Annotated in this window: 12 protein-coding genes; 9 read left to right on the forward strand and 3 right to left on the reverse strand. The window is 66.4% G+C overall.

Annotation, left to right across the window (positions count from 1 at the left end):
* The first annotated feature begins 15 nt into the window (after positions 1-15).
* The gene (locus G6N47_RS11650) at positions 16-1,980 is read left to right on the forward strand and encodes a serine/threonine-protein kinase PknD (RefSeq protein WP_083133930.1); all 1,965 of its coding nucleotides are present in this window, start codon (positions 16-18) and stop codon (positions 1,978-1,980) included.
* A 5-nt stretch (positions 1,981-1,985) separates the two neighbouring features.
* On the opposite strand, the gene pstA is transcribed toward G6N47_RS11650, so the two are convergent.
* The 3 genes from pstA to pstS are packed head-to-tail and all read right to left on the reverse strand — an operon-like array spanning position 1,986 to position 5,009.
* Entirely contained in the window at positions 1,986-2,891 is a 906-nt protein-coding gene (gene pstA, locus G6N47_RS11655; protein ID WP_083133929.1) for a phosphate ABC transporter permease PstA, read from the reverse strand.
* Positions 2,888-3,871, reverse strand: a complete 984-nt coding sequence (pstC, locus tag G6N47_RS11660) for a phosphate ABC transporter permease subunit PstC (protein WP_083133928.1) — start codon at positions 3,869-3,871, stop codon at positions 2,888-2,890. The genes pstA and pstC overlap by 4 nt, the downstream gene beginning before the upstream one ends.
* A gap of 13 nt (positions 3,872-3,884) precedes the next feature.
* Positions 3,885-5,009 (reverse strand): phosphate ABC transporter substrate-binding protein PstS, encoded by a 1,125-nt coding sequence (gene pstS / locus G6N47_RS11665; protein ID WP_083133927.1) that lies wholly within the window; start codon positions 5,007-5,009, stop codon positions 3,885-3,887.
* Positions 5,010-5,250: 241 nt separating this feature from the next.
* On the opposite strand from pstS, the gene G6N47_RS11670 reads away from it, so the two are divergent.
* The 8 genes from G6N47_RS11670 (at position 5,251) to G6N47_RS11705 (ending at position 12,683) form a co-directional block, all read left to right on the forward strand.
* Entirely contained in the window at positions 5,251-6,066 is an 816-nt protein-coding gene (locus tag G6N47_RS11670; protein ID WP_083133926.1) for an SDR family oxidoreductase, read from the forward strand.
* A 46-nt stretch (positions 6,067-6,112) separates the two neighbouring features.
* On the forward strand, positions 6,113-6,769 hold the full coding sequence (locus tag G6N47_RS11675) for a TetR/AcrR family transcriptional regulator (protein WP_083133925.1): 657 nt from the start codon (positions 6,113-6,115) through the stop codon (positions 6,767-6,769).
* Positions 6,766-6,960, forward strand: a complete 195-nt coding sequence (locus G6N47_RS11680) for a ferredoxin (protein ID WP_083133924.1) — start codon at positions 6,766-6,768, stop codon at positions 6,958-6,960. The genes G6N47_RS11675 and G6N47_RS11680 overlap by 4 nt, the downstream gene beginning before the upstream one ends.
* Positions 6,961-7,002: 42 nt before the next feature.
* Positions 7,003-8,187: a cytochrome P450 gene (locus G6N47_RS11685; RefSeq protein WP_163659791.1), complete on the forward strand. Its 1,185-nt coding sequence runs from the start codon at positions 7,003-7,005 to the stop codon at positions 8,185-8,187.
* 147 nt (positions 8,188-8,334) lie between these two features.
* Entirely contained in the window at positions 8,335-9,396 is a 1,062-nt protein-coding gene (locus G6N47_RS11690) for an amidohydrolase family protein (RefSeq protein ID WP_179966443.1), read from the forward strand.
* A gap of 54 nt (positions 9,397-9,450) precedes the next feature.
* Positions 9,451-10,620 (forward strand): M24 family metallopeptidase, encoded by a 1,170-nt coding sequence (locus tag G6N47_RS11695; protein ID WP_083133980.1) that lies wholly within the window; start codon positions 9,451-9,453, stop codon positions 10,618-10,620.
* Entirely contained in the window at positions 10,610-11,740 is a 1,131-nt protein-coding gene (locus tag G6N47_RS11700; protein WP_083133921.1) for a M24 family metallopeptidase, read from the forward strand. Before G6N47_RS11695 ends, G6N47_RS11700 begins: the two co-directional genes overlap by 11 nt.
* A complete protein-coding gene (locus G6N47_RS11705; protein ID WP_083133920.1) occupies positions 11,733-12,683 on the forward strand; it encodes an enoyl-CoA hydratase/isomerase family protein in 951 nt (316 codons plus the stop codon). The genes G6N47_RS11700 and G6N47_RS11705 overlap by 8 nt, the downstream gene beginning before the upstream one ends.

Below are 12,683 nucleotides of genomic sequence, written 5' to 3' on the forward strand. Positions count from 1 at the left end.
AAGGGAGCGTCGACGGTGAGCGAGCCAGGTTCGCGGGTGGGGACGTGGTTTGGGCCCTACCAGCTGAGGCGGCTGCTGGGTCGCGGCGGCATGGGCGAGGTTTACGAGGCCGAGGACACCCGTAAGCACCGGGTGGTGGCGCTGAAACTGATCTCGTCGCAATTCTCCGGCAACCCGGAGTTTCGCGCGCGGATGCAGCGCGAGGCCGACACCGCGGGCCGGCTGACCGAACCGCACGTCGTGCCGATCCACGACTACGGCGAGATCAACGGCCAGTTCTACGTGGACATGCGGCTGATCGAAGGGACCTCGCTGCGCGCTCTGCTGGCGCGCAACGGTCCGCTGAGCCCGGCGCGGGCGGTCGCGATTGTGAGCCAGGTCGCGTCGGCGCTGGACGCCGCGCACGCCGCCGGAGTGACCCACCGCGACGTCAAACCGGAAAACATTCTGATCACCGGCAACGACTTCGCCTACCTGGTGGATTTCGGGATCGCCCGTGCCGCAACCGATCCCGGGCTTACGCAGACCGGCACCGCGATCGGAACCTACAACTACATGGCCCCGGAGCGGTTCTCCGGCAACGAGGTCACCTACCGGTCCGACATCTACGCGTTGGCCTGCGTGCTGGCGGAATGTCTGACCGGGGCGCCGCCGTACCGGGTGGACAGCATCGAACAGCTGATCGCGGCGCATCTGATGCAGCCCGCCCCGCGGCCGAGCCAGCAGCGACCCGCCGAGGTACCGGCCGCCCTGGACGAAGTGATCGCCAAGGGCATGGCCAAAAACCCGGACGACCGCTACCGCAGCGCCGGGGATCTGGCCGTGGCCGCCCACAACGCACTGACCACCAGCGACCAGCACCAGGCCACCTCGATTCTGAAGCAAGGCGAAGATGCCACGCTGCTGGGCAGCGCCGCCGACCCGCGGCTGGCCGGTTTCCGCAACCATTCCACCGGCCCGGGTCCCCGCGCCGACACCTTTACGCAGCCGGCGTGGACGCCGCCTCCCGACACCGGCGGCAGTCGCTGGCAGAGCTCACCCGGTGTCCCGGCGGCGGGCGGCGCAGCGCGTGCACCCGACTTCAGCAAGGCACCCGACGCCGAAGACGACCGCAAGCGGTGGGCCATCCTGGGCGCAATCGCACTGGTTGTCGTCGGCGTCCTGGTGGCCGTCGCAATCCTGGTGTTCGGGCCGTCGCACCCGTCGCGGAATGCGGGCGGTCAAGCGGTGCTGCCGTTCAACGGGCTGAACTTCCGCCTCTCTCCGGGCGGGGTGGCGCTGGACCATGCGGGCAACGTCTACGTCACCAACCAGGGCATGTACGGCCGGGTGGTGAAGTTGGCGCCCGGATCGAGCAGCCCGTCGGTGTTGCCGTTCACCGGCCTCTACGAGCCGCAGGGCGTGGCGGTCGACGGCAACGGCGCGGTGTATGTCAGCGACTTCAACAACCGGGTGGTGAAGCTGGACGCCGGGTCGAACAACCAGACGCAGCTGCCGTTCAACGGCCTGAATTACCCCGAGGGTCTGGCGGTCGACGGCAACGGCGCGGTGTACGTCGCCGACCGCGGCAACAACCGGGTGGTGAAGCTGGACGCCGGGTCGAGCAACCCGACGGACCTGCCGTTCAACGGCCTCAACCACCCCGACGGCGTCGCCGTCGACACCGCCGGCAACGTTTATGTCACCGACTCCGACAACAACCGGGTGGTGAAGCTGGACGCTGGGTCGACCAACCAGACCGAGCTGCCGTTCTCCGGCCTGTCGGTGCCGTGGGGTATTGCGGTCGACGACACGGGTGCCGTCTACGTCACCGAGCATGACAACAGCCAGGTGGTCAAGTTGGCGTCCGGCTCCGACAAGCCGACCGTGCTGCCGTTCAACGGACTCAACACGCCCCTGGATGTGGCGGTGGACAAGGACCGCAACATCTACATCGCCGACCGCGGCAACGACCGGGTGGTGAAGCTGCCGCCGACCTGATCCGTCTAGCGGCGGCGGGCGGCCAGCAGGCGGGTGGCTGCCGCGGGGATCAGGTTGACGACGACGACCACGATGATCAGGGTCAGTGCCGCACCCCAAACCCGCAAGAAGCCGGCGTGTTCGGGATTGTCGAGCTCGGTGTAGATCAACAGCGGCAGCGACGCCATGTTGCCCTTGAACATGTCGTAGTTGATCGAGCGGCTGTAGCCGACCAGCACCAGCACCGGCGCCGTTTCGCCGATGATGCGTGCGATCGACAGCAGGATGCCGGAGATGATGCCGGGCAGCGCAACCGGAAAAACGATCCGCACGATCGTCTTCCATTTCGCGATGCCCAACGCGTAGCTGGCTTCTCGTAATTCGTCGGGGACCAGCTTGAGCATCTCCTCGCATGAGCGAACCACGATCGGCAACATCAGCAACACCAAGGCCAGCGACACGGCGAAGCCGCACTGCTCGAATCCCAGGGTGGCGATCCACAGCGCGAAGATGAACAGCGCCGCGACGATGGACGGCACCCCGGCAAGGACGTCGACCATGAACGTGGTCAACCGGGTCAGCCGATCGGGTCCGTATTCGGCCAGATACACCGCGACCATCAGCCCCAGCGGCACGGCGAGGACTGCGGCCATAGCGGCTTGTACGAGCGTCCCGTACAGCGCGTGATAGACGCCGCCGGCGAATTGCTCCGGCATCACGCCGCGCAGCGAGTGGGTCCACCAGCCGGAGCGGGTGACCGCGTACCAGCCTCTGGCGATGACGACCCACAGCACCCACACCAGCGGGACCAGTGCGACGACGAACGAGGCGAGGAAAAGCGTTGTCGCGACGTGGTTTTTGATTCGCCGCCCGATGCTGATATGGCGAAACGCGCTCGGCTTGACGGGCCGGCTGAGCGTCTGGGTGCTCATCCGTTGACCTTTCCACCGGCGATCGCACGGGCGGCGGCGTTGACCAGGAAGGTCAGCACGAACAGCACGAATCCGGCCGCAATGTAGGCCCCCGTGGGCAGCGGTTCACTGAATTCGGTTGCTGCCGAGGCAATCTTGGAGGCAAACGTGTAGCCGCCGTCGAACAGCGACCAATGGCCCGGCTGCGCGGCCGCGCGCAGGATGACCAGCACCGCCACGGTTTCGCCCAGCGCGCGGCCCAGACCCAGCATCGACGCGGCGATGACACCGCTGCGACCGAACGGGAAGACGGTCATGCGGATCACTTCCCATTTCGTGGCGCCGAGCGCCTGCGCCGCCTCGATTTGCGGATGTGGGGTCTGCCGGAACACCTCTCGCGACACCGACGAGATGATCGGCAGGATCATCACCGCGAGGACAACGCCCGCCGTGAAGATGGTGCCGCCGCCGACCAGCGACACGTTGCCCTTCTTGAACAGGAACAGCCAGCCCAGGTCCCGGTTGAGCAACAGCTCGAACGGCATGAGCTGCGGCGCCAGTACGAAAATTCCCCACAGCCCGAAGATGATCGAGGGCACCGCGGCCAGCAGATCGACGATCACGCCGAACGGCCGGGACAGCTGCGCCGGCGCGTACTGGGTGAGGAACACCGCGATCCCGACCGCCACCGGCACGGCCAACACCAGAGCGAACAACGAGCTGAGCACCGTGACCATGAACAGGTCACGGATGCCGAACGCCAGCTTCTCCGCGTCGGTGGTGTCGAATTGAGCGCTGGTGAAGAAATTCGCGTGGTTTGCGCGCAGCGACGGCACGGCGTGGATCAGGAGGAATATCGCGATCAGCACGAGGGCGGTCACGATCGTCAAACCGGCGGCGACGGCGACCGACTTGAATAGTCGGTCGCCGCGCCGCGCGGCCTCCACACTGGTCACCGTCAACTCCGGCGTGCCGGGGCGCGGCGGTGATCGTCGGGCCATGAAAGCCGAAAGATCAGGAGATGGCGTTGACCGAGTCCGACAACTTCGACTTGAACTTGTCGGGGATCGGGATGTACCCGTTGTCAGCCAGACCGTCCTGGCCCGGGCCGATCGCGGCTTGCAGGAAAGCCTTGACCGCCGTACCGACCTGAGGGTCGGGGTACTTCGAGCAGACGATCTCGTAGGTTGCCAACACGATCGGGTAGGAGCCGGGTTGCGTCGGCTTGTAGAACGAGTTGGTGTCGAGCACCAGGTCGTGGCCCTGGCCCTTGATCGTCGCGCCCGAGATCGTCTTGCCGACCGAGTCGCTGCTGATCGACACCGGGTCCGGACCCGCAGAGGTGACGATCTGGGCCATGTTCAGCTTCTGCGCCTGGGCGAACGACCACTCGTTGTAGGTGATTGATCCCTCGGTGTTCTTCACCGCCGCCGAGGTGCCGTCGTTGCCCTTGGCGCCCTCACCGACACCGCCGTTGAACGTCTTACCGCCGGGCTTGCCCCAGGCGCCGTCTGATGCCGCCCCGAGGTACTCCTGGAAGTTGGCGGTGGTCCCGGACTCGTCGCTGCGGAACACCACGTGAATCGGCTCGGCGGGCAGGTTGGCGCCGCCGTTGAGTCCCTTGAGCGCCGGGTCGTCCCACGTCTTGATGGTGCCGTTGAAGATCTTCGCGGCCGTCGGCCCGTCGAGAACCAGCTTGTCGATGCCCTTGAGGTTGTAGGTGACCGCGATCGGCCCGAACACGGTCGGCAGGTTCCACGCCGGCGAGCCGCAACGCTCCTGGGCTTTGCCGGCTTCGTCGGTGCTCAGCGGCACGTCGGAGCCACCGAAATCGGTTTGCTTGCCCGTGAACTCGTTCACCCCGGCGCCCGAACCGTTGGCGGTGTAGTTGAGTGTCTGGCCTGGACATGCAGTTTCGAACGCGTTGACAAAGCGGGCCATCGCGTTGGCCTGGGCGGTGGAACCGCTGGCCTTGAGCGTCTTGGTCCCGCCGCAGTTTACGTTCGCTGACGACGCCGCGGACGACGAACCCGATGTCGGCGCGCCCTGGTTGGCGCTGTTGTCGCTACCGCACCCTGACAACACCAGTGCACCGGTGGCCATGACACCCAGCGCGGTGCCAACTCCGTTGAGTTTCAACTCAGCTCCTTCGAACGATGACGACAACTTTCACCGCGTCTGCCGCCCGCCCGAACCACTCCGGCCGGCACCGCACAGACGCATAGTTGATCAAGGGCCCCACCGAGGCGAACGTATCAGCAGCACGACCTCCCAGTCGAGAACTCGAGATGGTTTTTCAGCGAACAGCGGTAGCGGGCCTGCGCTGCCCGCTAAATCAGTCGCTTGACTTAACCGATGGCGCGCCGATTAACTCTTCGATGTGGTCAACGAGTTAGCCGGCAAGGTCGCGATCGTCACTGGCGGATCATCGGGTATCGGCGCCGGCATCGTCGAGAGATTCCTGGCGGAGGGTGCTCGGGTGGTCGTCGGCGATATCGACGCAGACCGCGGGAGCGCGGTTGTCGGCGCACATGGCGGGCAGGCCGCCTTCCGGCGCACCGACACCGCCGAGCCGGACGAGGTCAGCGCGCTGGTGTCATACGCGGTCGAGCGGTTCGGCGGCCTCGACGTCATGGTCAACAACGCCGGCATTTCCAGCAGGATGCACCGCAGTTTCCTCGAGGACGACCTCGCCGACTTCCACCGGGTGATGGCGGTCAACGTGCTCGGCGTCATGGCAGGCACGCGCGACGCCGCCCGTCAGATGGCGGATGCCGGTGGCGGTTCGATCATCAACGTGTCGTCGATCGGCGGGATCCAGGCCGGCGGCGGGGTGATGACATATCGGGCCTCCAAGGCCGCGGTCATCCAGTTCACCAAGTCTGCCGCAATCGAGTTGGCGCACTACGACATTCGGGTCAACTGCATCGCCCCGGGCAGCATCCCCACGCCGCTGCTGGCCTCCTCGGCGAGCGGCATGTCGGCGGAACAACTCGAGCGCTTCGAACGGGCGGCCCGTGAGCAGATGCGCGCCGATCGTCCCCTTCAGCGCGAGGGCACGCCCGACGATGTCGCCGAGGCCGCCCTGTACTTCGCCGGCGATCGCGCCCGCTACGTCACCGGCGCCGTCCTGCCGGTCGACGGCGGGACTTCGATCGGCAAACCCATCCGCCGGCGCAGTGCACCAAAAGATTAAATCAATCGCTTGACTTAATGGGGCAGGGAGGGGTTGACTAGCCCGCGTGACGACGGCGAGGACCGCGCGCAGCGAGCGGGCCAGCACGACGCAGGAGGCGATCCTGACTGCGGCCGAGCGGCTCTTCGCCGAACACGGCGTGTTCGCTGTGTCCAACCGGCAGGTCAGCGAGGCTGCCGGGCAGGGCAATAACGCCGCCGTCGGCTACCACTTCGGCACCAAAACCGATCTGGTGCGGGCGATCGAGCACAAGCACCGGGTGCCCATCGAGCGCCTGCGTGAGCAGATGGTGGCCGAAATCGGCGAGTCCACCGAGATGCGGGACTGGGTGGCCTGTCTGGTGCGGCCGCTCACCGATCACCTTGCGGAGCTGGGCAATCCCACCTGGTACGCCCGCTTCGCCGCCCAGGTGATGACGGACCCGGCCTACCACAACATCGTCGTCAAAGACGCGCTCACCTCGCCGTCCCTGGTTCAGGTGATCGACGGCATCAACCGTTGCCTTCCCGAGTTGCCGATCGACGTCCGGGTGGAACGCAACGTGATGGCCCGCAATCTGCTGATGCATACCTGCGCCGACCGGGAACGCGCAATGGCCAGCAGGTCCGCGCCGCGCACCAGTTGGCAGGCCGCCGGGTCCGGCCTCATCGACGCGATCGTGGGGTTGTGGCTGGCACCGGTAAGCGAAAGAAGTCTGCGGTGAAAGTCATTGTCGACCAAGACAAATGCGCTTCGTCGGGCAACTGCGTGATGCGCGCTCCCGAGATCTTCGACCAGCGCGACGAAGACGGCGTCGTCGTGCTCCTCAACGAAAACCCACCGCCCGAGCAGGCCGAGGGTGCCCGCAGCGCCGCCGCGGGCTGCCCCGCATCCGCCATCTACGTCGAGGAGTGAGACGTGTCCGACACCCTCACCGAGGCCATCTCGGAGTACCCGATGCCTCGCGAGGCTGGCTGCCCGTTCGCGCCGCCGCCGGACGTCATGGCGCTGGCGAAATCGAAACCACTTTCGCGAGTGCGCATTTGGGATGGCAGCACACCGTGGCTGATCACCGGCTACGACGAAGTGCGGTCGCTGTTCGCCGACTCACGGGTCAGCGTCGACGACCGTCGGCCCGGCTTTCCGCATTGGAACGAGGGGATGCTCTCGACCGTGCACAAGCGGCCCCGGTCGGTGTTCACCTCGGACGCCGAGGAGCACACCCGGTTCCGGCGAATGCTGTCAAAGCCGTTCACGTTCAAGCGGGTTGAGGGCCTGCGGCCGGTGATCCAGCAGATCACCGACGAGCACATCGACGCGATCCTGGCCGGGCCGCAGCCCGCCGACATCGTCACCGCGCTGGCCCTGCCGGTGCCGTCGTTGGTGATCAGCCAATTGCTGGGCGTGCCATACGAAGACGCCGAGTTCTTTCAGCGCCACGCCAACATCGGGCTCGCCCGGTACGCGACCGGGGAGGACACCGCCAAGGGTGCGGCAGGACTGGCGAAGTACCTGGCCGACCTGGTCCAGACCAAGATGGACAATCCGGCCGAGGATGCCGTGTCGGATCTGGCCGAGCGCGTCAAGGCTGGCGAGCTCAGCGTCCGCGAAGCCGCCCAATTGGGCACCGGCCTGCTGATCGCCGGGCATGAGACCACCGCGAACATGATCGGGCTCGGTGTGCTGGCGCTGCTGGAAAACCCCGAGCAGTTGGCGAAACTTCGCGACAGCGACGACCCGAAAGTCGTTGCCAACGCGGTCGAGGAGCTGCTGCGCTACCTGTCGATCATCCAAAACGGCCAACGCCGCGTCGCGATCGAGGACATCGAAATCGCCGGCGAGACAATCCGTGCCGGTGAGGGCATCATCATCGATCTGGCGCCGGCGAACTGGGATGCCAAGGTGTACCCCGAGCCGGGAGAGCTCGACCTGTCGCGGCCGGCGGCGGGCCAGCACGTCGCGTTCGGCTACGGCAGACATCAATGCGTGGGCCAGCAGCTGGCCCGCGCCGAACTGCAGATCGTCTTCCATACGCTGCTGCGCCGCATCCCGACGTTGCGGCTGGCCGTGCCCATCGAGGAGATTCCGTTCAAACACGACCGCCTCGCCTACGGCGTCTACGAGCTTCCGGTGGCCTGGTGAGATGACTACCCTGAAAAACCGAGCCGATCCGATTGGAGGATCATCATGACGAGCACCGTCTCGCTCTACCCGCCCGGAGGTTACGGCGCTCCGAAGGATCGGCGCGGACATGCCGACCTCAGCAACGTCGGCCTGCCGGAAGGCACGGTGGTTTTCTCTGCGGACAACCACATTTCGCTGGCCGAGGACATTTTCTACGAGCGTTTCCCGGAGAACCTCAAGGACAAGGCGCCGCGGATCTGGTACGAGGACGGCGCCTACCAGGTCGGCCGCAAGGGGCAGTCGTTTTTGCCGGGTGATTTCAGCGCGGTGCTGATGCAGTACGACGACCTTCCGGGCGCCGGCAGCACCAACATCGAGGCGCGCATCCAGGAGCTGCACGACGACGGCGTCGAGAAGGAGCTGGCGTTCCCCAACGCGATCCTGGCGCTGTTCCACTACCCGGACAAGGAACTTCGCGAGCTCTCGTTCCGCATCTACAACGAGTACATCGCCGAGCTGCAGGAGCGCTCGGGGGGTCACTTCTATGGTGCGGGGCTGATCAACTGGTGGGACCCGAAAGGCACCCGCCGCACTCTTGCCGAGCTGAAATCCTTGGGCCTCAAGACATTCCTGCTCCCGCTGAATCCTGGCAAGGACGACGACGGCAACGTCATCGACTACGCCAGCGACGCGATGAGCCCAATGTGGGACGAGATCGAGGACGCCGGCCTGCCGGTCACTCACCACATCGGCGAGACCCCGCCCAAAACCCCGTGCGAATTCAACAGTGTGGTCGTCGGCATGATGATCAACATCGACGGGTTCCGCGAGACGTTCGCCAAGTACATCTTCGCCGGCATCCTCGACCGGCATCCCAAGCTGCGGATCGGGTGGTTCGAAGGCGGGATCGCCTGGGTGCCATGGGCTCTGCAGGACGCCGAGCACCTGGTCGCGTCGTATCAGCACATGTTCAACCGGCCGGTCGAGCACGACGTGCGCTACTACTGGGACAAGCACATGAGTGCGTCGTTCATGGTGGATCCGCTGGGCCTGCAGCTCATCGACAAGATCGGCGTCGACAAGGTGATGTGGTCGTCCGACTACCCGCACAACGAAAGCACCTACGGCTATTCGGAGAAGTCGCTGGCCGCTGTGGTCGATGCCGTCGGCTCCGAGGCCGCCGCAAAGATCGTGAGCGGCAACATCAGTGAATTCTTGGGTGTCTGAGGCATTTTCGTGACCACTGCGATCGACATTCCGGTCACGCCGGATATTGACCGGATGCGCCGCGAGACCGCTGCACGGCTGCGCGCCACGATGGCCGATCGTGGTGTGGACGCGATGATCCTGTTGGGCAACAACAACGTCGTCTACGCCACGGGGGTCAGCTGGCCGTTGGGCGATGCGGGATTGTCCTATGTCGAGCGGCCCGTCGCGGTGGTGCGGGCCGACGACCCCTGGCCCCACCTGTTCCTGCCGTTCCGCGAGGGCGCGTCGTCGGAATCGGGGCTGCCCGCCGACCATCTGCACGGCCCGGTGTATCTGGAGTTCGACGAGGGCGTGGAAAGCTTCGCGCGCACTGTGGCCGAACTGGTTCCCGCGGATGCGGTTGTGGCCGTTGACGAGTTGACCGGGGCGATGCGCCGCGCGCAGCAGCGGCTGTTCCGGGCGGGCCGGCCCGTTGACGCGGCTCAGGTCATCGGCGCCGCCAAGCTCATCAAGACCCCTGACGAACTGGCCTGCATTCGCACCGCGTGCCGGATCACCGACCAGGCGATGGTCGACGTGCAGGCCGCACTGGCGCCGGGAATTCGGCAGATCGACCTGTCCGCCGGTTTCATGCGGCGGGCGTTCGAGCTGGGCGCGATGGCCAGCATGCTCGAACCGATCTGGCAGGTGATGCCCCCGAGCAAGGCCGACGGCGTATGGACCACCCACGGCGATTTGGCGTTGCCGCTGTTGACAACCGAGCGGGAGCTGGCCGCCGGCGACGTGCTGTGGACCGACGTGTCGATCACCTACTTCGGCTACTGCTCGGATTTCGGCCGCACCTGGGTGGTGGGCCGCGAGCCGACACCACGCCAGCAGGCGCAGTTTCACCGGTGGCAGGAGATCATGACCGCGGTGCTCGAGGTGACCCGGCCCGGCGCGACGGCGGCGGAGTTGGGCCGGGCTGCGACGAAGGCCAACGGCGGCAGTCGGCCATGGCTGCCGCACTTCTACCTGGGGCACGGGATCGGCGTGAACGCCGCCGAAACACCCATGATCGGAACCGATCTCGGCGACGAGTTCGACGAGAACTTCGTGTTCGAGCCGGGAATGGTGCTGGTGCTCGAGCCGGTGGTGTGGGAGGACGGCACCGGCGGCTACCGCAGCGAAGAGATCATCGTCATCACCGAGGAAGGCTGGATCCGGTTGACCGACTACCCCTATGACCCTTATGGCCACTGAGGTTCTGCCCGACGACCCGGCGCTGCGCTGCGGGCGTCGCGAGCGCGCGCTGGCCCAGATGGACGCGCACGATCTCGACGTGCTGGTGCTCGGGCGGCAAGCCAACGTCCGCTATGTCGCGGGGGCGCCGCAACTGTGGGTGGCCGGCACCCGCCCGTTCGGGCCGACGTGCGTCGTCGTGCGGCAAACCGGGGCCATCCATCTGCTGTCCACCTGGGACGAGGGTGTGCCCGACGACATCCCCCACGAGAATCTCTACGGCATCGCCTGGAACCCGATGAACACCATCTCGGTGTTGCAGGGCATCGACGGCGCGGGCGAGGCGAAACGTGTTGGTACCGATGCGCTTTCGCCGGCATTCGCCCAGCTGCTGCCGGTGGCGTTCCCCAACGCCGAGTTGGTCGACGGCGAGGCGGCCATGCGTGCAGCCCGGCGCGTCAAGACTCCCGAGGAGGTGGCCGCCTTGCGCGATGCCATCCGGGTCGCCGAGCAGGCACTGGCGGCGGCGGTGGCCGAGTTGCGTCCCGGGATTGCCGAAAAGACCTTGGCCGGTGTGCTGTTGGAGGCGATGACGGCCGGCGGGGTGAGCACCCCGTCCACGCAGGACGCCGCGTGGGTGACGTCGCGGGAGCACCCGTGGCGGCGCGGCAGCGACGACGGCCGGGTGCGGGCGGGCGACCTGGTGGCGTTTTCCGCGGGCGTGCTCGGCGGCGGCTACACCGGCGAGGTCGGCCGCACCTGGCCCGTCGGCGAAGCAGACGGCGCCGCCGAGTTGTATCGACGGTGGGAGTTGCTGTGGGGCAGGCTTTTTGACGCCTGTCAGCCGAACGCGCCGGCCGCGGAGCTGCTGTCGGCGTATCACGCCGCGGGAGAGCCGCTGCCGCCGATGCCGGTGGCCCGCGGGCTGGGGATGGGCTTCGACCCGCCGGTGGTGTCGGCGCATCTGCCGGCGACCGCCGCAGAGGACCGGCTGGAACCGGGCATGGTGCTCGCGGTAACCGGCTACGTCTGGGAGCGTGGGGTCGGCGCGGTGTTCGGCCGCGAGGCGGTGCTGGTCACCGCGGACGGTCCCGAGGTACTCACCACCAGCCCGTCCTGGCAGGGCGTCGTCCATGCCTGACAACCGTCCCTCGCCGGAGGAGATCATCCTCTACGCGAAAGACCCCAAGACCAAGATCGCGACGATCACGTTCAACCGTCCCGAATTCCTCAATGCGCCCACGGCCGCCGCACGGCTGCGCTACGCGGATCTGCTCCGCGGCGCCACCGTCGACAACGACGTCAAGGTTGTCGTGATCCGCGGTGTCGGCGACGATTTCGGCAGCGGCGCAGACCTTCCCGAGTTCATGGAAGGCCAGGACTCGGCGGCCTTCCGGCTTGCCGAGTTGCGGCTCGAGGATGACGGCGTCCAATACCCGCCGAAGGGATCGTTCCGCCACGGAGCGACGATCAGCGCGTGGTATGCCAACTCGCAGGCCGGCAACCGCCCGCTACAGGAGCTGAAGAAGATCAGCATCGTCGAGGCGAAGGGCTATTGCTACGGCTGGCATTTCTACCAGGCCGCCGACGCCGACCTGGTGATCGCTAGCGACGACGCGCTGTTCGGCCACCCGTCGTTCCGCTATTACGGCTGGGGCCCGCGAATGTGGACCTGGATCCAGACGATGGGGCTGCGCAAGTTTCAGGAAATGGTCTTCACCGGACGGCCTTTCACCGCCGACGAGATGTTCGCGTGCAACTTCTTGAACAAGGTGGTGCCGCGAGACCAGCTGGAGGATGAAGTCTCCAAGTACGCGCTGGCGTGCGCACGCAACCGACCCACCGACACGGTCTTCATGCAGAAGATGTTCTTCGAGGTGTTCAAGCAGCACCAGGGCGAATACATGGGCAGCCTGCTCAGCGCGTTCTTCGAATCGATGGGCAGCGGTGTCACCTCCGACGGCGACGACCTGATGCTCGACGACGCGATCGACGCCGGGCTCACCGACGCGGTCAAGGACAACGATGCCAAGTTTCCGCCGGAGTTCCGGTTGAGCAAGTCCAGTCGCAAGAAGAAGAAGTAG

The sequence above is a fragment of the Mycobacterium branderi genome (assembly GCF_010728725.1).
Lineage (GTDB): Bacteria > Actinomycetota > Actinomycetes > Mycobacteriales > Mycobacteriaceae > Mycobacterium > Mycobacterium branderi.

Bases quoted from the DNA above. Each gene is read 5' to 3' on its own strand.
- G6N47_RS11705 (WP_083133920.1), top strand. From the start codon at position 11,733: ATGCCTGACAACCGTCCCTCGCCGGAGGAGATCATCCTCTACGCGAAA.
- G6N47_RS11695 (WP_083133980.1), top strand. From the start codon at position 9,451: ATGCGCCGCGAGACCGCTGCACGGCTGCGCGCCACGATGGCCGATCGT.
- G6N47_RS11700 (WP_083133921.1), top strand. From the start codon at position 10,610: ATGGCCACTGAGGTTCTGCCCGACGACCCGGCGCTGCGCTGCGGGCGT.
- pstC (WP_083133928.1), bottom strand. From the start codon at position 3,871: ATGGCCCGACGATCACCGCCGCGCCCCGGCACGCCGGAGTTGACGGTG.
- G6N47_RS11685 (WP_163659791.1), top strand. From the start codon at position 7,003: ATGCCTCGCGAGGCTGGCTGCCCGTTCGCGCCGCCGCCGGACGTCATG.
- pstA (WP_083133929.1), bottom strand. From the start codon at position 2,891: ATGAGCACCCAGACGCTCAGCCGGCCCGTCAAGCCGAGCGCGTTTCGC.